This is a genomic window from Curtobacterium sp. MCSS17_011 (assembly GCF_003224275.1).
In the GTDB taxonomy this organism is placed as follows: Bacteria; Actinomycetota; Actinomycetes; order Actinomycetales; family Microbacteriaceae; genus Curtobacterium.
This window is the reverse complement of record NZ_QKLE01000005.1, coordinates 1-18006: the sequence shown is the minus strand read 5'-3', so window position 1 is coordinate 18006 and position 18006 is coordinate 1. Positions and strand designations below refer to the sequence as shown.

The window sequence follows — 18006 nt, the reverse complement described above, 5'->3', positions numbered from 1 at the left end:
TCAGACGGTGTGCGTCGCCGGTTCGGGTGTCCCCGGCCAGACGTAGTCCAGGCCGTCCGGCACGTCCGGGAACAGTTCCCGGTAGTGCTCCGGTGCCTTCTGCACGAGCTTCGAGCGGTGTGACACGTGCAGGGCCTCGTCGTCGTTCCACGGCGGCATCGGCACCTCGCCCCGCTCGTACGCCGCCAGGTCCTCCGGCACGCGGCCCAGGTCGAGCAGGGTCTTCTCGAGACACGTGTCGGCGTACCCGCGCTCGGCCCAGACGCGGCAGGTCGCCTCCTGGTACGCCATCAGCGCCGGACGGTACCCGCGCCACATCGCCGTCACCGGGTGGTGCTGCCAGCCGTAGTCGGGGAGCGTCAGGGCGCGCATCACCTGCAGGGTCTCGACGCGCTGCTTGCCGAGCCGCCGGTCGTCGAGGACCTCGGCGGATGCCCGGAAGTCGGCGTACGGCAGGAAGGTCTGCATGGCGCGGACGCTACCCCGACCGACTGGCACGCGACACATGTCGTCACGAACGTGCCGCCCGCCCCGGCAGCGTGTGAGCATCGACCGCATGAGCGGAGAACTGGTCGTCGGCGTCAGCGGCAGCCCATCGGACCCCTCGCGGACCTCGACCCTGGTCGCGGCGACGGTGGCCCGGTTGGCCGAGGAGATCGACGGCGCCCGGACCGAGACGATCGAGATCGGCCCGCTGCTCGCCGACCTCGGGGCGGCGTCGGGTCGCGAGACGATGTCCGACCGCACCCGCCGGGCCCTCGAGACGGTGGAGGCCGCGGACGTGCTCGTCGTCGGCAGCCCGGCCTTCCGGGCGGCCTACTCCGGCGCCTTCAAGCTGTTCTTCGACTGGGTCGGCCAGTACGACCTCGTCGACACTCCGGTGCTCCTGACCGCCACCGGCGGCAGCGACCGGCACGCCCTGCTCGTCGAGCACCAGATGCGCCCGCTGTTCGGGTTCTTCCAGTCCACGACCCTGCCGCTCGGGGTGTTCGGGAACGAGCGCGACTTCACCAAGCGCGAGGGCGGCTACGACATCGCGAGCGTCGACCTGGAGCTCCGCATCGACCAGGCCGTCCGCCGGGCCGTGCCGCTCATCCGCGGGGGCTTCGCCACCGCCGGGGTCACCGACGTGCCCCGTCCCGCGGACTTCTGACCCGCGGTCCGCTCAGTCCGGCCGGTGACGTCGTCCGCTGCGCACGGGTCGTCGCCCCTGCGGCAGGGTCTCGACGACGAGCTCGTACGAGTTGCGGACGAGGTCGCCGACGAACGCCTCGGTGACGCCGGCCCCGCCGTGGAGCGTGATCCAGTGCTCCTTGTTCATGTGGTAGCCGGGCGTGACGGTGTCCCGCTCCTGTCGCAGGGCCTCGGAGTGCTCCGGCTCGGCCTTGAGGACCACGATGGGCTCTCCCGGGACCTCGGTGACCAGCAGGAACACCTTGCCGACCACCTTGAAGACCTCCCAGTCGGGGCCGAAGGGGTGCTCGTGGGTCACCGCGGGCAGACCGGCCGCGACCTCCATCGCGTGCTCCTGCACGGCGGTGCCGTCCAGGTCGTCGGTGCGGCTTGAGTCGCCGCCGTCGTGCGCCTGTGCAGAGTCCGTCCGCGGGGCGCCCGTCATCCGGCAACCGTCGCGAAACCGAGCACGGCCGCGGCGACGGAGAGGACGGCCAGCACGAGCGGCGGCACGACGGGTTCGTGGCGCCGGGCGTGCACGACGACCGCCCCGATCATCAGCACGGCGAGCCCGACAGCGGCGATCGGGGTGAGGACCTGTGCGGTCGAGGTGAGCAGTGGCAGGACGAGGCCCAGGGCGCCGACGACCTCGAGGGCCGCGATCAGCTTGACCGCGGCGGGGGAGAAGTCTGCGGCCCAGGGCATCCCGCCGTCGATCAGTGCCGATCGGGGGCGGACGAGCTTCATGACGCCGGCGCCGAGGAAGGCGAGGGCGAGGAGGCCGGAGATGATCCAGAGTGCGATGAGCATGGGGTGTCTTCCTGTTGGTGAGCGTGGTGCGCGTGGTGCGCGTGGTGCGCGGTGGGTTCAGTCGTCGTCATCGGGACGATCGGCGTCGGCGTCCCGCTGGTCGAGGTGGTGGTGCAGGGTGGCCGAGAGTGCCCGCATGGTCTCGAGCTGGTCGGGTGTGAACGCGTCGACGAACACCTGGCGGACCAGCCGGAGGTGTGCGGCGGACGAGCTGCGGAAGACGCTCGCTCCGGCGTCGGTGAGGGTGACGGCGGCGCCGCGAGCATCACCGCCGACGCGCCCCCGGAGCACGAGACCGCGTTCCTCCATGCGTTTGAGGTGGTGCGACAGGCGGCTGCGCTCCCACCCGATCCCCGTCGCCAGGTCCGACGACCGCAGGGTGCGGTCCTCGGCCTCGCTCAGGGCGAGCATCACCGAGTAGTCCCCGGGTGAGATCCCCGAGGTGTCCAGGAACGCCGTCGACAGTGCGCGCCGGACGCGCTCCGACGCCTCGACGTAGGCGCGCCACGTCGCCAGTTCGCTCGCGTTCGGTGATCGCCGTCCGGATCGGTGCTCGTCGGTTCCGTGCACGGGTGCCTCCCTCGTTGACAAGCCGACCCTATCCGCAGATGATTGACACGTCAATTACATGATTGACACGTCAATGAAAAGAGGGCCATCATGTCCGACTTCACCTTCGGCCTCGACACGTTCGGGGACGTCCCCACCGATGACGACGGCGCCCAGGTGGGGCACGCGCGGTCGATCCGGCAGCTCGTCGACGAGGCGGTCCTGGCGGACCAGCTCGGCGTCGACGTCTTCGCGGTGGGCGAGCACCACCGGCCGGAGTACTCGGTCTCCTCGCCCGAGACCGTCCTGGCCGGCCTGGCGACGGCGACCGAGCGCATCCGGCTCAGCTCGGGCGTCACGGTCCTGAGCTCTGACGACCCGGTCCGGGTGTTCCAGCGCTTCGCGACGGTGGACGCGCTGTCGAACGGACGGGCCGAGGTGATCCTCGGTCGCGGGTCCTTCACCGAGTCGTTCCCGCTCTTCGGCTACGACATGACCGACTACGAGGTGCTGTTCGAGGAGAAGATCGAGCTGTTCGCCCGGTTGCTGCGCGAGACACCCGTCACCTGGTCGGGCACGACCCGCGCGCCGCTCGTCGACGCAGACGTGTTCCCGAAGACCGAGCACGGGCTCCGGACCTGGGTCGGCGTCGGCGGGTCGCCGCAGTCCGTGGTGCGCACCGCCCAGTAGGGGTTCCCCCTGATGCTCGCCGTCATCGGCGGGCAGCCGGAGCGCTTCCTGCCGTTCCTGGACCTGTACCGCCGTGCCACGGAGGAGTTCGGGACGACCGCGCACCCCATCGGCATGCACTCACCCGGGTTCGTGGCCGACACCGACGAGGAGGCGCTCGAGGCGTGGTACCCGCACTACAAGGTCGTCCGCGACCGGATCGGCGCGCTGCGCGGATGGCCGCCGGTGACGCGGGCCGAGTTCGACCACGAGGTACGGTCCGGCTCGATGTACATCGGCTCCGCCGAGACCGTCGCCCGGAAGATCGCACGGACGGTACACGCGATGGGTGTCGGTCGGTTCGACATGATCTACACCTCGGGAGCCCAGTCGATGCGTGCCCGCCTGCGCTCCGTGGAGCTGTACGGCGGCACCGTGGTGCCCCGCGTGCGGGAGCTGCTGGCCGAGATGCCGGCGGGGCAGGCGACGGACGCGGCCTAGCTGCGATCGGGGGAGGGCTCGGCGGCCAGGGTGTCGCCGAGTCGGGTCAGCAGGCCCCGGAGCACGTCCTGCTCGGTCGCTGTCAGGCCTGCTGTCGTCTGCGCTTCCAGGGAGTCCCAGACGGCCGCGACGGGCTCCTCGAGTGCGCGGCCGGCCGCGGTGAGTGACACGAGGACGACCCGACGGTCCGTCGTCGAGCGCTCGCGGCTCACGAGTCCGAGCTTCTCGAGTCGCGCGAGCGCCTTCGCCGTGGTCGGTGGCTCCACGGACAACCGACGCGTCAGGTCGGCCTGCGACAGCGGGGCTTCCCTCCACAGCTCCATCAGCACGAACTCCTGGCCGGCGGCGAGACCGACGGCCTGCAGCAACGAGCCGGCGCGCTTCCGGTGTGCCTTGGCCACCGCGGGGATCAGTGAGCTGATCGGGGTCGCAGGGCGCTCGGGGCTGCCTGGGGAGTCCATCCGAGTCCTTCCGGAATAATCATTAGTCGGCTTAGGTTCTACCCGACGATCGAACACGAAGGAGTCAACCATGACGACACGATCCACCCCCACCATCGCCGTCTTCGCCGCCACCGGGAGCCAGGGCGGTGCCGTCACCGACGCGCTGCTGGCACGCGGCGCCACCGTGCGCGCACTCATCCGCGACACCGGTTCGGAGAAGGCCGCCGCGCTCGCCGAACGCGGGGTCGAGCTCGCCGGCATCGACGTCGCTGATGCCGCCTCGCTCGTCGCTGCACTCGAGGGCGTCGACGCCTGCTGGTTCATGACCACCCCACCCGGGGGCATGCAGGACGCCGACACCGCAGGGGAGACCGCTCAGGGCATCGCACTGGCCGACGCCGCTGCGGCGGCACGCGTGCCCCGCGTCGTCTTCAGCTCGGTCGGCGGTGCCGAGCGCGACTCCCACGTGCCGCACTTCGACTCGAAGTACCGCGTCGAGGAGCACCTGGTCGCCATGGGGCTGGTCACGACGATCGTGCGTCCGGTGTTCTTCATGGACAACTTCCGCTGGTTCGCTCCGACGACGGAGGACGGCACCCTGGTCCTCCGCCTGCCGTTCCCCGACGACGTCGTGCTCCAGATGATCGCCGCGCGTGATGTCGGTGCCGTGGCCGCCACGGCACTGCTCGATCCGGACGCCGTCCCGGCGACGATCGAGATCGCCGGCGACGCCCGTACCGGCAGCGAGATCGCCGCGGCCTTCGCCGAGCACACCGGCATGCCCGCACGGTACGAGGCACTGCCCCTGGCCGTGATGGACGGGCAGGACGACATGCAGGCCATGTTCCGGTGGTTCGCCGAGACGCCCGCGTACCAGGCCGACCTCGACCAGGTCCGCCGCATCGCGCCGGACACCTGGACGCTCGACCAGTGGCTGCAGGCCGTCCACTTCACGCCCACCCGCTGACGCCGCCGACGAAGCCCAGGGAGACACCATGCAGGCAGTGCAGTTCACCGCGTACGGGTCACCGGACGTCCTCGAGGTCGTGGACGTCGACGTGCCTCGCCCCGGGCCCGCCGAGGTCCTCATCGACGTCGCCGGTGCCGGCATCAACCAGCTGGACACCAAGATCCGCTCCGGGGCGATGGCGGCGGGTGCAGCGCTCGCCGCACCGTCCGGCACGGGGTTCGACGCGGCCGGGACCGTCATCGAGGTCGGCACCGACGTGACCGACGTCATGCCGGGCGACACCGTCTTCGGCACCGGACGGGACACGCTCGCCCAGCAGGCCGTGCTGGCCCGGTGGGCGCTGGTCCCCACCGGAGTGGACCCCGCCGACGCCGGCGGATGGGGTGTCGCGGTCGAGACGGCGAACCGGCTCCTCACCGAGATCGGCCTCGAGCACGGCACGCTCCTGCTCAGCGGCGCGTCAGGTGGCGTCGGTTCGGCGCTCGTGCAGCTGGCCCGGGCTCGCGGGCTGCAGGTGGTCGGGACAGCGAGCGAGCGGAACCACGCGTACCTCGAGGGCCTCGGAGCGGTCCCGGTCACGTACGGTCCCGGACTGGTCGAGCGGGTGCGCGCGGTGGCGCCGAGCGGGATCGACGGCGCGCTGGACCTCTCCGGCGCCGGGGTCATCCGTGACCTCGTCGCGCTCGTCGGCGATCCCCGGCAGGTGATCTCGATCTCGGACTTCACCGCTCCCGGGCTCGGCGCGCGCGTCTCGACGGGCGCGAACCGCACCACCGATCCGCGCGACGGCTTCGGCGAGGCCGCAGCCCTGCCGGGCTTCTCCCTGCACGTCGAGCGCCGGTACCGGCTCGACGAGGTGCGGGCCGCGCACACGGCCGCGGAACGCGGGCACACCGTCGGCAAGCTCGTCGTCATCCCGTAGGCGAAGGCGGTCCGGGACGCGTCGGGTGGCGGACGGGAGGCCCGTGGTGGATCCGCCACGGGCCTCCCGTCCGCCTGTTGCTCAGCCGAGCAGGGACGCGACGTGCGCGACCGCCAGGCGGTAGCCGTCGGCGCCCGCGCCGGCGATGACCGCCGTCGCGGCGGTGGCGACGTGGTCGACGTGGCGGAACGGCTCGCGCTTCCACGTGTTCGACAGGTGCACCTCGACGACGGGGACCCACAGGGCCTCCACCGCGTCGTGCAGCGCGACCGAGGTGTGCGCATAGGCGGCGGGGTTGATGACGACCGCGGCGAAGTCGTCGAGCGCCTCGTGCAGCCACTCGACCAGCTCGCCCTCGCGGTTCGTCTGGCGGAAGTCGGCCTCGAGCCCGTGCACGGCCGCCTCGGTGTGCACGATCGCCTCGATCTCGGCGAGCGTCACGGTGCCGTACTGCTCCGGGTCGCGGCGCCCGAGGACGTCGAGGTTCGGGCCGTTGAGGACGAGGATGCGCGACGCGTCGGTCATGGGCCGAGCGTAGCGAACCGGGGGAGCACTGCGCGGCTCGGACGATGCATGCGCTGGCTATGTGAACGGTCACAAATCGGTGTAACGTCGCCGTCCGGGTCGGCAGAGTTGTCGGCTGCAACACACTGACGTGGAGATGTGAATGGTTCTCGCTGCAGCGAACGAAGGGATCCGGCTCGACTTGGGCTGGGTCGACTACCTGATGATCATCGTGTACTTCGCGGTCGTCATCGGCATCGGGTTCACCGCCCGCAAGCAGGTCCGGACGAGCATGGACTTCTTCCTGTCCGGCCGCTCGATGCCGGCGTGGATCACGGGCCTGGCGTTCGTGTCCGCGAACCTCGGTGCCACCGAGATCCTCGGCATGGCGGCCAACGGTGCCCAGATCGGCATGGCCACCCTGCACTACTACCTCGTCGGTGCCGTGCCCGCGATGGTGTTCCTCGGCCTCGTGATGATGCCGTTCTACTACGGCTCGAAGGTCCGTTCCGTGCCGGAGTTCATGCTGCGCCGCTTCGGCAAGGCGCCGCACCTGGTGAACGCGATCGCGTTCGCGGTGTCGAACGTGCTCATCGCGGGCATCAACCTCTACGCGATGGCCATCGTCATCGAGGCCATGCTCGGCTGGCCGGAGTGGCTGGCGATCATCGTCTCCGCCGGCTTCGTGCTCGTCTACATCACCCTCGGCGGGCTCTCGAGCGCGATCTACAACGAGGTCATGCAGTTCTTCGTGATCATCGCCGGGCTCATCCCGCTGACGATCGTCGGTCTGCACCGCGTCGGCGGCTGGGACGGTCTGTCGAAGGCGATCACCGAGACCCAGGGCGTGCAGCACCTGCAGGCCTGGGCTGGCACCGGCTTCGGCGACGTCACCAACCCGATCGGCGCCAACTGGCTCGCCATCGTGCTCGGCCTGGGCTTCGTGCTCGGGTTCGGCTACTGGACCACGAACTTCACCGAGGTGCAGCGTGCGTTCTCGGCGAAGAACATGTCCGCGGCCCGCCGCACCCCGCTCATCGCCGCGATCCCGAAGCTCTTCATCCCGGCCATCGTCGTGATCCCCGGCCTCATCGCCGCGGCCGTCGTGGGCAACCAGTTCGCCGACGGCACGCTGACCTACAACGACGCGATCCCGAAGCTCATCCAGATGTACCTGCCGACCGGTGTGCTCGGCATCGCGGTGACGGGTCTGCTGGCGTCCTTCATGGCGGGCATGGCGGCGAACGTCTCGTCGTTCAACACCGTCTTCACCTACGACATCTGGCAGCGCTACATCCGCCCGAACATGCCCGACCTGCACTACCTGAAGACCGGTCGTTGGGTCACCGTCGTCGGCGTCGTGGTCGGCATCGCCACCGCGTTCATCGCGGCCCAGGCGTCGAACATCATGACCTACATGCAGACGCTGTTCTCGTTCTTCAACGCACCGCTGTTCGCCGTGTTCATCCTCGGCCTGCTGTGGAAGCGCATGACGACGCAGGGTGCGCTCTGGGGCTACGTGCTCGGCATCGTGACCCCGACGATCACCTGGATCGCCTACCTGGTCAACCCGGACCTGTTCGCCACCGCCACCGCGGAGACCCTGTACGGGGCGATCATCTCGTTCGTCACCGTGCTCGTCGTCGGCTTCGTCGTCTCGATGCTGACCAAGCCGAAGGACGAGAAGGAGCTCGGCGGGCTCGTGTACGGCGTGGGCAAGATCGACCTGCACGGTGACTCGGTCGCGACGGACACCGCCTGGTACCGCTCGCCCGCCCTGCTCGGCACCGTGGCGCTCGTGCTGTGCGTCGTCCTGTACCTCCCGTTCCTCTGATCCGCGAAGGAGACCACTTCTCATGAGTGACACCACCACCCCCGGCGCGATGACCGAGGAGCAGAAGGCAGCCCTCGTCCGCTCCACCCGCCGACTCGACCTGCGCCGCATCCTCGGCGGCCTGTTCGTGCTCTACGGCGTGATCACGACCATCGTCGGGATCGTGCACTGGAACACCGACCCCGAGAAGACCGGCGGGATCCACATCAACCTGTGGGTCGGGATCTCGCTGCTCATCGGCGGCGGCCTGTTCTTCCTCTGGGACCGTCTGAACCCGGTGCCCGCCGAGGACATCATCGGCCAGGCCGAGGCCGAGTCGCACCAGCGTGCCGCGGGCGAGGGACGCGAGCTGGCCTGAGGCCGCTCGGGTCGGGCGTCCCCGGCCTGACGCGGAACGACGAAGTCGCTGTCGGACGACAGTGACTTCGTCGTTTCCGGCCCCGTCGGCGAACGTCTTGACCGGAGCCGAACACGGCGGGTAGCATTGATATGTCGATCGGGTGCTGCTCGGTCGAAAGTGATCCTCGGATGTCCTGCAGCCAGCGCGGGCCCGAGGATTTGCGCTTTCAGGCGTCCGTCAGGAGACCAGGATCGGGCTCGTCAGTCCGTGATCCCCGGCGAGGCCGGCAACATGAGCCCCGCAGGCGATGTCCGCCAGCGCGAGGAGGGGCTCCTCGGACGGGTTGAGGTGCTCGAACCGCACTCCGTGACCGACTCCACGATCGCGGAGGGCATCGATCATCGCCCGGTCATCCTTGTCACGGGCGGGTCCGCGCGTCTCGAGGACCACGTGGCCGACCTTTCGCAGCTCGAGTTCGTGCACGAGGCGTTCGATGCACCGTCTTCGCCGACGTTCCGTCCGTGCCACGGCGCCGTCGTACCGGACCACGATGACGGCCACCGCACGCCGGAGGAGATCGAGCCACGAGATGCGCTGGGCCGGCAGCGCCTCGTACCAGTGCAGCTTCCGCATCCGCCGAGGGGTCGCCCGTCGAACCGCCTCCCGAGCTTCTTCCTCGCCGTTGATCCGCATGATCACCGCAGCGAGGACGTACGCGGCGTGGTCCCGCCCGCCACCGGGTTCTGACTCGTCCACGTAAGCCCGCATCAGACCAGAATATTGTGTACCGGTTGGTTTCCCCACGAAACGGTTGCGCGCTGGTCCAGGTGGGTCCAGGTTGAGCGTGACGAAAGGAACCGCCATGGACACGATGGTCTTCATCAACCTGCCCGTCACGGACCTCGAGCGCTCGAAGGCGTTCTACGAGGCGCTCGGGTACTCGATCAACCCGGCCTTCAGCGACGACACCGCGGCGTGCGTGGTCGTGTCCGACACGATCTACGTCATGATCCTGACGACGGCGAAGTTCGCGGAGTTCACCGACAAGCGGATCGCCGACGCCGACACGATCGAGGTCATCAACTCGCTCAGTGCCCCGTCGAAGGAAGAAGTGCACCGCGTCGTCGACGCCGCGGTGGCCGCCGGCGGCACCGAGGACCGCCCGGAGATGGACCTCGGCTTCATGTACCAGCGGAGCTTCACCGACCCGGACGGACACCGCTGGGAGTACGTGTGGATGGACGAGCAGGCGACGCAGGACGGCCCGCCCGCAGAGTGAGCCAGGCGCTGTCGGCGGCGCCCGCCAGGATGGTCGCATGAGCACCGAGCCCGTCGACGCCCCGCCCGTGCCCGACCTCGTCACCGGCGACGACGGCCTCGCTCGGCCGGTCTGGGCGTCGTCGGACGAGCTCCTGCGCGAGTACTACGACACCGAGTGGGGCATGCCCGTCCGCGACGAACGCGGGGTGTTCGAGCGGCTCTCGCTCGAGGCGTTCCAGTCGGGTCTGTCGTGGCGCACGATCCTCGCGAAACGACCGGCGTTCCGTGCAGCCTTCGCCGACTTCGACGCCGACACCGTCGCGGCCTTCGGCGAGGACGACGTCGCACGGCTGATGACCGACGCCGGGATCGTCCGGAACCGCGCGAAGATCCTCGCGACGATCACCAACGCGAACGCCACGATCGCGCTGCGGCAGGACGGCGGGCTCGCCGACTTCGTGTGGTCGTTCCGGCCGACGTCCACGCCCGAGCCACGGTCGTCCGCCGAGGTCCCGACGAAGTCGGACGAATCCCTCGCCCTGTCGAAGGCGCTGCGGAAGCGCGGCTTCGCCTTCGTCGGACCGACGACGATGTACGCCCTGATGGAAGCGCTCGGCATCGTCGACACCCACCTGATGGGCAGCCACCGGCGCGGCACCTCCGGGGTCTGGAGCTGACGGAAGAAAGCGGCAGGGGCGGGGTGCGCGGGCCGGGACTACTGTCGCGGCATGGCCGATGAGATCCGGATCGCGTTCCTGCTGTTCCCGCACCTGACCCAGCTCGACCTGACCGGTCCGGCGCAGGTCCTCAGCCGCGTGCCCGGTGCGTCCGTCGAGTACGTGGCGGCGACGCTCGACCCGGTGCCGAGCGACTGCGGCCTGTCACTCGTCCCGACGACCACGATGAGCGATGCCCGAGCGGCGGACGTGCTCGTGGTGCCCGGCGGCGACGGTGCCTTCGACGCGATGCTCGACCCGGATGTCGTGGCCTTCGTGCGGTGCCAGGCCGAGCACGCGGCGTGGATCACCTCGGTGTGCACCGGCGCCTTCGTGCTCGGCGCCGCCGGGCTGCTCGCCGGCAGACGCGCGACGACCCACTGGGCCTCGAAGCCGATGCTCGAGGCCTTCGGCGCGCAGCCGGTGGACGTCCGGGTCGCCCGGGACGGCGCCGTCGTCACCGCCGCCGGGGTGAGTGCGGGCATCGACATGGCGCTGTGGCTCGCGGCCGAGCTCGCCGGACGGCCCGCGGCCGAGGCGATCCAGTTGCAGATCGAGTACGACCCGCAACCGCCGTTCGACCACGGATCGGCCGAGCGCGCCGACGCCGCCGTCGTCACCCGGGCCCGCGCAGCAGCCGAGGAATCGCGCGGCGCGAGGGTGACCCGCGCAGCCGCAGCCGTCCTGCGCTGACGCGGACCTGCACACGGTCACGAATCTCCGCTGGCCTCCGCCGAGTGGTCGCGACCTGTCGATCCGGGCGCGGCCAGTCGACACTTCGTGACCGCTCGGGGCCATGCACGCGGGGTGTTGCGGCCGGGCGGTGAACCGAGCCGCCGTCCTGCGCTAGACCAGGGCTTTGCGCATCTGCGCCGACGTCACCTGGTACCCGAGCGCCGCGTAGAGCTCCTGCGCCCCCGTGTTGTAGCCGAACACGTTCAGCCCGATGCTCGTCGCACCGTTCTCGGCGGCGGCGCGGTGCCCGAGTTCGAGTGCCCGCCGGGCGTGCCCGCGGCGCCGGTGTGCCTCGTCGATCTCGACGTTGAACACCCACCAATCGGTGCTGCCCGGCGTGAGCGGTCCGATCCACAGGTACCCGATGACGGTGTCGTCCTGGTCGGTGACGTCCCACACGATGTGCCCGTCAGCGGGGGACCCGCCCGGGAACCAGCGGTCCCGCGACTGCTGCTCGTTCGCCTCGGCCTGCTCGCGGGTCTCGCCCGCCCGCATCCGAGACTCGACGTACTCGGCCATCGTGCGCTGGAGCCAGGCCGGCAGACGTGTGCCCGGCATCACGACCAGCCGCGTGTCCGTCATCGGTTGCCCTTGGAACCCCGGCTCGGCTTGCCGCGCATCTTGCCGCGACCGGGCGTGGGCCCCTTGCCGGTGTTCGACTTCTTGCCGCTGCCGGACTTGCCACTGCCCGGCGACTTCGCCTTGGCCTTGCCGCCGGCGCCGGCGCCGGCGGAGCCGCCCTTGGAACCCGACGTCCCCGACCCACCCTTGGCACCCGACCCGGCCTTGGTGCCGCCACGAGCCGGACGCGAGTCGTCGTCGCCGTCGCGATCCGTGCCTCCTGGCTGGCGCGAACTGTTGGCGGTCCGCCCGCGCACCACGCCGATGAACTCCTCGGTGGTCTCGGTGGCGTCCTCGTCCCGCCAGACCAGCGCGATGCGCGTGCCCTCGGCGTTCATGAGCGGACGACCCACCAGGTCCTTGCGGCTGGCGGCGCGGAACAGCGACTGGGGGAGCACGACGACGCCGACGTTCGCCTCGACCAGGTCGAGCGATCCGTCGATGTCGGCAGGCACCGGGCCGGCGTCGATCACGTGGACCTCGGCGTCGGCGAGGTCCACCTCGGCGAGTTCGGCGAGGGGGGAGTCCTTGGGCATCGCGACGACGGCCGTCTCGGTCCAGAGCGGGATGGCGTTGTGCTGCTCGGACATGGGCATGCGTGCGAAGACCATGTCGGCCTCGCCCGCCAGCGTGTCGTCGACGTCGTCGGCACCGATCGGCCGCAGCCGGAGCTCGACGGAGGGGAAGCGATCCCGCCAGACACGGGCCCACTTTGCGGGGGAGACCCCCGGCACGAAGGCGATGGTGAGAGCCGCGGTCATGCAGACGAGCATAGGGGCCGTACCCTTGTCCTCATGGCGCAGGAACAGACCATGAAGCCCGAGACGGCTGCGAAGAAGCTCGGCATCTTGCTGACGGCCGCTCCGGAGTCCTTCCAGAGCGCTCCCCTCACGCGGACCGCCTTCGACGAGCTCCGGACCGAGCCCCCGACCTGGCTCGAGGACCTCCGCCGCGACGGCCCGCACCCGCGACCCGTCGTGGCGCAGAAGCTCGGCATCTCCATCTCCGGCCTGAGCCGTGCGGGGATCGACGACGCACTGACGACGGCGGACATCAAGACGCTGCTCGAACAAAAGCCCGATTGGCTCGTCCGTGAGCGTGCGACGCAGGCCGCGGTGCACGCTGAGAACGCCCGCGTGAAGCAGGAGCGTGCCGCCAAGGCCGCTGCCCGCGCCGAGGACTGACCCCACCCGCTCCACTCCGCCGCACCGAGGACACCCCACGTGCACGAGACCGTCGCCGACGCCATGCTCGTCGTGCCGCAGTTCGCGTCCGTGTGCTGCATCGTCGGTGACCGCTACCGCCCGCGTCCGGGCGTGATCGTGCCGGCGGGCGTGATGCTCGTCGCGATGCTCATGCCCGTCGTCGACGCCGGAGCGGTGTGGACCCTGTTCGCCGCGACGTTGTTGCTGCTGCTCGCGCCGTTGCCCGTGATGCGTCGACGCCGCGCCGACGGGCGTCGCGCGGAGCCGATGGACGTCCACCGCGCGCTCTCCGCCGTCGTGATGGCGGGGATGCTGCTGATGGGCCACGCCACGGGCATCACAGGTGACCATGCGGGGCACGGCATCGCGCTGTCGGCGGTGCTCGGGGCCGGTGTGATCGGCTACTGCGCCTTCAGTGGCTGGCTGCTCCGCTACGAGTGGGGGCGTGAGGACCGTCGCGCGGTCCGCAGCGGCGAGGTCTTCGCGATGACCGTCGCCGTGGTCGGCATGACCCTGGCGATGTAGCGCGGTCCGGTCCGGTCCGCTGCGTCGCCGTCCGTCGCGCGCCGCCGTCAGTCGCGCGCGGCGCTGTCCGTGGAGGCGTCGGCGGCGTGCGTCACCCGCTGCCTGGCGGCCTGGATCGTGTCCTTGGGCACCGGCGGCACACCCCGCCGGATCCCGCGCAGGCCGATGACGAACAGGATCGCGGTCACGATCGCGAACACGACGAACGTGATCCCGGTCGCCGCCCACAGCGGCAGCACCAGGGTCAACAGCGCCACCGCGAAGCCGGCCAGCACGACCAGTGTGGTCAGGGCGAACCCGACGGCCACGCCGGTGAGCACCAGCCCGGTCTTCGCACCGCTCGCGCGCTCGCCGATCTCGCGCCGCGCCGAGGCGACCTCCTCGCGCACCGCCCGCAGCACCGGCTCGAGCGCCTTCTGCACGAGCCCGGCGGTCACGGTGTCGCGGAACGACGGCCGGCCGGGTGCTGCGGTGTCGTCGTGGTCGGTGCTGCTCATGGGGGTCTCCTGTCCGGGCGCGGCGGTCCGCGTCCCCTGACGGGACGCGACTGATCCGATGATCGTCACGCTGACGCGCCTGCGCCCGGTGCGTTCCCAGGTTGCGCAACGGACAGGAGGCCCGCCCCGCGTCGACGACGCAGGACGGGCCTCCTGGAGTGGCCGGGTGCGGTGCCCCTACTCGGTGACCTCGTCGAGGTCGTCGATCCCTCGGGCGGCGGCCGCCGCGCGGCGGGCACGCATCGACGGGGCGACGAGCGCGGCGAGCACGGCCACGACCGCGACCCCCGTGCACGCCCAGAACCCGATCGTGAAGGCGTCGTCGGTCGGCAGCCCCTGCGGCGTGCTGTGCGAGGCGATCAGCGCTGCGATGACGGCGGTGCCGACACTCGAACCGATGGTGCGGACGACCGTGTTGGCGCTGATGGCCTCACCGGTCTGGTTCGCGGGGACGCTCTCGATGATGGCGTTCGAGCAGGCGGCGAGGGCCATGCCGATGCCGATGCCGGTCAGGATGCCGGAGGCCACCACCTGCCACAGCTCGGCGTGCGCGATCGCCGGCAGCAGGAACGCGGCGACGATGGCGAACCCGCCGATGAGCATCGGTGGCTTCGGGCCGACCTTGCGCACCAGGATGCCGGCGATCGGCCCGGCGACGACCATCATCACGACGGTCGGCAGCAGGAAGAGCCCGGCCTGGGTGACGTCCTTGCCGAAGCCGTAACCGGTCGCGGTCGGCAGCTGCAGGAGCGTCGGGACGAGGACGAAGGTGCCGAACATGGCGAACCCGAAGACGAGTGCGACGACGTGGGCGGTCCAGACCCCGCGGACCGCGAAGAGCCGGACGTCGATGAGCGGCTCGGCGACCCGGAGCTCGACGAGGACGAACACGACGAGTGCGACTGCGCCGAGGATCAGCAGGCCGATGGTCTTGCCGTCGCCCCAGCCCCAGGTCTCGCCCTCGCTGACGGCGAGCAGGATCGCGACGAGCGACACCGCGAGGACGAACGTCCCGGCCGTGTCGAGGCGGCCGGGCTTGCGCACGGGCGACTCCGGCATGCCGAAGATCGCTCCGAGCAGCGCGATGACGACGAGCACGGCGGGGAGCCAGAAGAGCCAGTGCCAGGACAGGTGCTCGACGATGGGTCCGGCGGCGACGATGCCGACACCGGCACCGATGCCGAAGATCGCGGACAGCAGGCCGATCGTGACGCTGACCTTCTCCTTCGGCAGCTCGTCACGGACGATGCCGATCGACAGCGGCATCACGGCCCCGGCGGCGCCCTGCAGCGCCCGCCCGACGATCAGGACGCCGAGGTTCGGAGCGAGGGCGGCGAGCACGGCGCCCACGAGCAGGATCGACAGCACGACGATCAGGACCTTGCGCTTGCCGATCATGTCGCCGAGGCGACCGAGGATCGGCGTGAGCACCGAGGCGGAGAGCAAGTAGGCGGTCAGCACCCAGCTCGTCGCACTGGTGGAGGCGCCGAGGTCCTGTCCGATCGTCGAGAGCGCCGGCGCGACCAGTGACTGCAGGACCGCGAAGGACAGGCCGCCGAGGGACAGGTAGACGATGATCGCCGTGCTGTTCGGCCGGCGTCCGCCGGTGGTGGGGTGCGAGCCGGTCCGTGGGCTCTGCATGGTGTCGGTCATCGTGCTCCGTGTCGTCGTGGTCGTCGATGTAAACAATTGCTGACATGACGAGCGTACAAGGTCGGGAGGCCATGTCAACGCTTGCTTACATCCCTGTGGGGACCGGTAGGCTGCGCTCCATGAGCAAGGACGCCGCGGCCACCCGACTGCTGCTCGTGCAGGCGGCCCGGCGTCGGTTCGCCTTCGACGGGTACCGCGCGACGACGGTGCGCGACATCGCCGGGGACGCCGGGGTGAACGTCGCCCTGATCAACCGGTACTTTGGCTCGAAAGAGGGGCTGTTCCGCGCCTGCCTGGACCGCGTCGTGCGAGACCTGGGGGCCGAGGAGACGAGCGAGCAGGGCCTCGAACGCGCGCTCTCGGGCATCGTCATGCACATCGTGCGGGCCCCGACCGACGACGACTCCCTGCAGTTGATGCTCCTGCTCCGGTCCTCCGGTGACGAGGGTGCCGACGCCATCCGCCGCGAGACCCTGCGCCGGTACGCCGAACGACTCGCGGGCACGGTCGGTGGCGCGGGGTCGGACGAGATGCTCGTCCGCGCCGAGATCGCGCTGGCGGTGGTGCTCGGGATGTCCATGCTCCGGCAGTCCACCGCGGTGGAGCCCCTCGCGTCCGCCGACGACGCCCTCGTGTCGACAGCGCTCGAGGACGCCCTCCGCGCCCTGCTCGAACCGGCGCGGTAGCGTCGAGCCGTGTCCGACCGTCCTGCTCGTCGCCCTGACGCCGCTCCGCGCCTGGACGAGGTCGACGAGCGCATCCTCTGGACCCTCGCGGCCGACGCCCGGATCCCGAACAACCGACTTGCGGCTGCCGTCGGGATCGCGCCGTCGACCTGCCTGGCCCGCGTCCGTGCGCTCGAGGACGCCGGGGTGATCCGCGGCTACCGAGCCGAGGTGGACGTCGCCCGGCTCGGGTTCTCGATCGAGGCGATGGTGTCCGTCCGGGTGCACGCCGCTGCCCGCCACGAGCTGCGGGACTTCGCGAAGCGCCTGCTGCAGGTGCCCGTCGTGCAGGACGTGTCGTTCCTGGCGGGGGACAAGGACTTCCTCGTGCACATCGCGTGCGAGTCGACCGAGCAGCTCCGGGACTTCGTCGCCGACGAACTCAGCGGCGACCCCTCGGTGGCGACGACGCAGACGAACATCGTGTTCGAACGCCTGGTCGCGGACCGGGCCACCCAGGGCCGCTCCTTCGACGAACTGCGGCGCTGGCGGGCCTGACGCACGGACCCCCGGTCAACGCTCCGGGGTCAGCGCTGCCGGGTCATCGGGATGTGCGGGATGCGGTCCTCCAGGTACTCGTCGCCCGAGCGCACGAAGCCGAAGCGGCCGTACCACTGCTCGAGGTGCGACTGGGCGCCGAGTGCGATGCTCGGCGAGCGGGACTCGGCGACCGCGGCTTCCATGAGCTGCCCGGCGAGTCCCTGGCCGCGTGCGTGCTTCGCGGTGGCGACCCGGCCGATGCGCTCGGTGCCGTCGGACTCACGCAGCAGGCGGAGCGTCGAGTCCACCGAACCGTTGCCGGCCCAGAACTGCACGGTGCCGGGCTCGAGGTCGCGGCCGTCGATGTCGCCGTACGCGGCTTCCTGCTCGACGACGAAGACGTCCTGCCGGAGCCGCAGGATCTCGTGCAGCGTGACGATGTCCAGGTTGCGGGTCGGAGCGTTGAAGATCGAGACCACGGACGGCCCTTCCTGAGAATTTCTTTCGAAACGGGGTGTGTTCCGGACCGGATCGGCGTACATTGCCGGTCAACCACTCTACGTGCGCAGCCGAGATCAGGAGGTGAGCGCATGGACCACCCGTTGCGCGCACCCTGGCGCGCCGCACTCCGCATCGTCCTGCTGGGCGTCGGGATCCTCGCTGCCCTCGTGCTGCTGTCCCTGCTCGTCGGCGCGCGACCGGCCTCCGCCGCGACGACCTCGGCCGTCCCGACCGAGCAGCGCGGCCTCGTCGGCAGCGTGGTCGACGGCGTCGGTGGCACCGTGCAGGGCGTGACCGGTGAGGTCGGCAAGGTCGTCGGCGGCGTGACGGACCCCGTCCGCAAGGCCGTTGCACCTGTCTCTTATACACATCT

Annotated in this window: 25 protein-coding genes and 1 pseudogene; 14 read left to right on the top strand and 12 right to left on the bottom strand. The window is 70.6% G+C overall.

What is annotated here, in order from left to right:
* The gene (locus DEJ17_RS05175) at positions 1-468 is read right to left on the bottom strand and encodes an MSMEG_6728 family protein (protein ID WP_110892390.1); all 468 of its coding nucleotides are present in this window, start codon (positions 466-468) and stop codon (positions 1-3) included.
* 88 nt (positions 469-556) lie between these two features.
* On the opposite strand from DEJ17_RS05175, the gene DEJ17_RS05170 reads away from it, so the two are divergent.
* A complete protein-coding gene (locus tag DEJ17_RS05170) occupies positions 557-1153 on the top strand; it encodes an NAD(P)H-dependent oxidoreductase (protein WP_110892534.1) in 597 nt (198 codons plus the stop codon).
* Between the two features lie 12 nt (positions 1154-1165).
* Here the strand turns inward: DEJ17_RS05170 and DEJ17_RS05165 are convergent, their stop codons facing one another.
* The 3 genes from DEJ17_RS05165 to DEJ17_RS05155 are packed head-to-tail and all read right to left on the bottom strand — an operon-like array spanning position 1166 to position 2553.
* Positions 1166-1618, bottom strand: coding sequence for an MmcQ/YjbR family DNA-binding protein (locus tag DEJ17_RS05165; RefSeq protein WP_258366667.1), 453 nt, complete (start codon positions 1616-1618; stop codon positions 1166-1168).
* Positions 1615-1983 (bottom strand): DoxX family protein, encoded by a 369-nt coding sequence (locus DEJ17_RS05160; RefSeq protein WP_110892389.1) that lies wholly within the window; start codon positions 1981-1983, stop codon positions 1615-1617. Before DEJ17_RS05160 ends, DEJ17_RS05165 begins: the two co-directional genes overlap by 4 nt.
* 57 nt (positions 1984-2040) lie before the next feature.
* A complete protein-coding gene (locus DEJ17_RS05155; RefSeq protein ID WP_110892388.1) occupies positions 2041-2553 on the bottom strand; it encodes a MarR family winged helix-turn-helix transcriptional regulator in 513 nt (170 codons plus the stop codon).
* Between the two features lie 90 nt (positions 2554-2643).
* Between DEJ17_RS05155 and DEJ17_RS05150 the strand changes: the two are divergent.
* Positions 2644-3702 (top strand): annotated as a pseudogene (locus DEJ17_RS05150) (LLM class flavin-dependent oxidoreductase).
* Here the strand turns inward: DEJ17_RS05150 and DEJ17_RS05145 are convergent.
* On the bottom strand, positions 3699-4163 hold the full coding sequence (locus DEJ17_RS05145; RefSeq protein WP_181421056.1) for a MarR family winged helix-turn-helix transcriptional regulator: 465 nt from the start codon (positions 4161-4163) through the stop codon (positions 3699-3701). The pseudogene DEJ17_RS05150 and the gene DEJ17_RS05145 sit on opposite strands and share 4 nt — an antisense overlap.
* 70 nt (positions 4164-4233) lie before the next feature.
* Between DEJ17_RS05145 and DEJ17_RS05140 the strand changes: the two genes are divergently transcribed.
* Positions 4234-5112, top strand: a complete 879-nt coding sequence (locus tag DEJ17_RS05140) for an NmrA/HSCARG family protein (protein ID WP_110892387.1) — start codon at positions 4234-4236, stop codon at positions 5110-5112.
* A gap of 28 nt (positions 5113-5140) precedes the next feature.
* Complete coding sequence (locus tag DEJ17_RS05135; RefSeq protein WP_110892386.1) at positions 5141-6037, top strand: NADP-dependent oxidoreductase; 897 nt, start codon at positions 5141-5143, stop codon at positions 6035-6037.
* An 81-nt stretch (positions 6038-6118) separates the two neighbouring features.
* Here the strand turns inward: DEJ17_RS05135 and aroQ are convergent, their stop codons facing one another.
* Positions 6119-6562 (bottom strand): type II 3-dehydroquinate dehydratase, encoded by a 444-nt coding sequence (gene aroQ / locus DEJ17_RS05130; RefSeq protein ID WP_110892385.1) that lies wholly within the window; start codon positions 6560-6562, stop codon positions 6119-6121.
* A gap of 142 nt (positions 6563-6704) precedes the next feature.
* On the opposite strand from aroQ, the gene DEJ17_RS05125 reads away from it, so the two are divergent.
* The gene (locus DEJ17_RS05125) at positions 6705-8375 is read left to right on the top strand and encodes a sodium:solute symporter family protein (RefSeq protein ID WP_071405106.1); all 1671 of its coding nucleotides are present in this window, start codon (positions 6705-6707) and stop codon (positions 8373-8375) included.
* Between the two features lie 22 nt (positions 8376-8397).
* Positions 8398-8733, top strand: a complete 336-nt coding sequence (locus DEJ17_RS05120) for a hypothetical protein (protein WP_071247515.1) — start codon at positions 8398-8400, stop codon at positions 8731-8733.
* A gap of 219 nt (positions 8734-8952) precedes the next feature.
* Here the strand turns inward: DEJ17_RS05120 and DEJ17_RS05115 are convergent, their stop codons facing one another.
* Positions 8953-9597 carry a DUF3800 domain-containing protein gene (locus DEJ17_RS05115; protein ID WP_146239632.1) on the bottom strand — a complete coding sequence of 215 codons (645 nt, stop codon included), beginning with the start codon at positions 9595-9597 and terminating at the stop codon, positions 8953-8955.
* Between DEJ17_RS05115 and DEJ17_RS05110 the strand changes: the two genes are divergently transcribed.
* From DEJ17_RS05110 to DEJ17_RS05100, 3 genes are read left to right on the top strand one after another with little or no spacing between them, the layout of a single operon-like run.
* Entirely contained in the window at positions 9578-9994 is a 417-nt protein-coding gene (locus DEJ17_RS05110) for a VOC family protein (protein WP_110892383.1), read from the top strand. The genes DEJ17_RS05115 and DEJ17_RS05110 overlap by 20 nt on opposite strands.
* Positions 9995-10031: 37 nt before the next feature.
* Complete coding sequence (locus DEJ17_RS05105) at positions 10032-10652, top strand: DNA-3-methyladenine glycosylase I (protein WP_110892382.1); 621 nt, start codon at positions 10032-10034, stop codon at positions 10650-10652.
* A 51-nt stretch (positions 10653-10703) separates the two neighbouring features.
* Positions 10704-11384, top strand: coding sequence for a DJ-1/PfpI family protein (locus DEJ17_RS05100; protein ID WP_110892381.1), 681 nt, complete (start codon positions 10704-10706; stop codon positions 11382-11384).
* 153 nt (positions 11385-11537) lie between these two features.
* Here the strand turns inward: DEJ17_RS05100 and DEJ17_RS05095 are convergent, their stop codons facing one another.
* Positions 11538-12008: a GNAT family N-acetyltransferase gene (locus tag DEJ17_RS05095; RefSeq protein WP_110892380.1), complete on the bottom strand. Its 471-nt coding sequence runs from the start codon at positions 12006-12008 to the stop codon at positions 11538-11540.
* Positions 12005-12808: a LysR family transcriptional regulator substrate-binding protein gene (locus DEJ17_RS05090; protein ID WP_146239631.1), complete on the bottom strand. Its 804-nt coding sequence runs from the start codon at positions 12806-12808 to the stop codon at positions 12005-12007. The genes DEJ17_RS05095 and DEJ17_RS05090 overlap by 4 nt, the downstream gene beginning before the upstream one ends.
* A 33-nt stretch (positions 12809-12841) precedes the next feature.
* Here DEJ17_RS05090 and DEJ17_RS05085 point away from each other — a divergent pair, with 33 nt between their 5' ends.
* Positions 12842-13231 (top strand): DUF5997 family protein, encoded by a 390-nt coding sequence (locus DEJ17_RS05085; RefSeq protein ID WP_110892378.1) that lies wholly within the window; start codon positions 12842-12844, stop codon positions 13229-13231.
* A gap of 39 nt (positions 13232-13270) precedes the next feature.
* A complete protein-coding gene (locus DEJ17_RS05080) occupies positions 13271-13777 on the top strand; it encodes a hypothetical protein (protein ID WP_110892377.1) in 507 nt (168 codons plus the stop codon).
* 47 nt (positions 13778-13824) lie between these two features.
* On the opposite strand, the gene DEJ17_RS05075 is transcribed toward DEJ17_RS05080, so the two are convergent.
* Both DEJ17_RS05075 and DEJ17_RS05070 read right to left on the bottom strand, forming a co-directional pair.
* Positions 13825-14274 (bottom strand): phage holin family protein, encoded by a 450-nt coding sequence (locus DEJ17_RS05075; protein WP_110892376.1) that lies wholly within the window; start codon positions 14272-14274, stop codon positions 13825-13827.
* A 177-nt stretch (positions 14275-14451) separates the two neighbouring features.
* The gene (locus DEJ17_RS05070) at positions 14452-15927 is read right to left on the bottom strand and encodes an MFS transporter (protein WP_110892375.1); all 1476 of its coding nucleotides are present in this window, start codon (positions 15925-15927) and stop codon (positions 14452-14454) included.
* A gap of 119 nt (positions 15928-16046) precedes the next feature.
* Here DEJ17_RS05070 and DEJ17_RS05065 point away from each other — a divergent pair, with 119 nt between their 5' ends.
* Together DEJ17_RS05065 and DEJ17_RS05060 are read left to right on the top strand one after the other, a co-directional pair.
* The gene (locus DEJ17_RS05065) at positions 16047-16613 is read left to right on the top strand and encodes a TetR/AcrR family transcriptional regulator (RefSeq protein WP_110892374.1); all 567 of its coding nucleotides are present in this window, start codon (positions 16047-16049) and stop codon (positions 16611-16613) included.
* A 9-nt stretch (positions 16614-16622) separates the two neighbouring features.
* A complete protein-coding gene (locus tag DEJ17_RS05060) occupies positions 16623-17150 on the top strand; it encodes an Lrp/AsnC family transcriptional regulator (protein WP_110892373.1) in 528 nt (175 codons plus the stop codon).
* Between the two features lie 29 nt (positions 17151-17179).
* On the opposite strand, the gene DEJ17_RS05055 is transcribed toward DEJ17_RS05060, so the two are convergent.
* Complete coding sequence (locus DEJ17_RS05055; protein WP_110892372.1) at positions 17180-17611, bottom strand: GNAT family N-acetyltransferase; 432 nt, start codon at positions 17609-17611, stop codon at positions 17180-17182.
* Between the two features lie 111 nt (positions 17612-17722).
* Here DEJ17_RS05055 and DEJ17_RS05050 point away from each other — a divergent pair.
* The coding region (locus DEJ17_RS05050) for a hypothetical protein (RefSeq protein ID WP_220033611.1) at positions 17723-18006 on the top strand (284 nt) is incomplete at its 3' end.

Bases quoted from the DNA above. Each gene is read 5' to 3' on its own strand.
- DEJ17_RS05100 (WP_110892381.1), top strand. From the start codon at position 10,704: ATGGCCGATGAGATCCGGATCGCGTTCCTGCTGTTCCCGCACCTGACC.
- DEJ17_RS05105 (WP_110892382.1), top strand. From the start codon at position 10,032: ATGAGCACCGAGCCCGTCGACGCCCCGCCCGTGCCCGACCTCGTCACC.
- aroQ (WP_110892385.1), bottom strand. From the start codon at position 6,562: ATGACCGACGCGTCGCGCATCCTCGTCCTCAACGGCCCGAACCTCGAC.
- DEJ17_RS05090 (WP_146239631.1), bottom strand. From the start codon at position 12,808: ATGACCGCGGCTCTCACCATCGCCTTCGTGCCGGGGGTCTCCCCCGCA.
- DEJ17_RS05120 (WP_071247515.1), top strand. From the start codon at position 8,398: ATGAGTGACACCACCACCCCCGGCGCGATGACCGAGGAGCAGAAGGCA.
- DEJ17_RS05140 (WP_110892387.1), top strand. From the start codon at position 4,234: ATGACGACACGATCCACCCCCACCATCGCCGTCTTCGCCGCCACCGGG.
- DEJ17_RS05085 (WP_110892378.1), top strand. From the start codon at position 12,842: ATGGCGCAGGAACAGACCATGAAGCCCGAGACGGCTGCGAAGAAGCTC.
- DEJ17_RS05065 (WP_110892374.1), top strand. From the start codon at position 16,047: ATGAGCAAGGACGCCGCGGCCACCCGACTGCTGCTCGTGCAGGCGGCC.
- DEJ17_RS05075 (WP_110892376.1), bottom strand. From the start codon at position 14,274: ATGAGCAGCACCGACCACGACGACACCGCAGCACCCGGCCGGCCGTCG.
- DEJ17_RS05160 (WP_110892389.1), bottom strand. From the start codon at position 1,983: ATGCTCATCGCACTCTGGATCATCTCCGGCCTCCTCGCCCTCGCCTTC.
- DEJ17_RS05070 (WP_110892375.1), bottom strand. From the start codon at position 15,927: ATGACCGACACCATGCAGAGCCCACGGACCGGCTCGCACCCCACCACC.
- DEJ17_RS05115 (WP_146239632.1), bottom strand. From the start codon at position 9,597: ATGAAGACCATCGTGTCCATGGCGGTTCCTTTCGTCACGCTCAACCTG.
- DEJ17_RS05145 (WP_181421056.1), bottom strand. From the start codon at position 4,163: ATGGACTCCCCAGGCAGCCCCGAGCGCCCTGCGACCCCGATCAGCTCA.
- DEJ17_RS05125 (WP_071405106.1), top strand. From the start codon at position 6,705: ATGGTTCTCGCTGCAGCGAACGAAGGGATCCGGCTCGACTTGGGCTGG.
- DEJ17_RS05175 (WP_110892390.1), bottom strand. From the start codon at position 468: ATGCAGACCTTCCTGCCGTACGCCGACTTCCGGGCATCCGCCGAGGTC.
- DEJ17_RS05095 (WP_110892380.1), bottom strand. From the start codon at position 12,008: ATGACGGACACGCGGCTGGTCGTGATGCCGGGCACACGTCTGCCGGCC.
- DEJ17_RS05110 (WP_110892383.1), top strand. From the start codon at position 9,578: ATGGACACGATGGTCTTCATCAACCTGCCCGTCACGGACCTCGAGCGC.
- DEJ17_RS05165 (WP_258366667.1), bottom strand. From the start codon at position 1,618: ATGACGGGCGCCCCGCGGACGGACTCTGCACAGGCGCACGACGGCGGC.
- DEJ17_RS05135 (WP_110892386.1), top strand. From the start codon at position 5,141: ATGCAGGCAGTGCAGTTCACCGCGTACGGGTCACCGGACGTCCTCGAG.
- DEJ17_RS05170 (WP_110892534.1), top strand. From the start codon at position 557: ATGAGCGGAGAACTGGTCGTCGGCGTCAGCGGCAGCCCATCGGACCCC.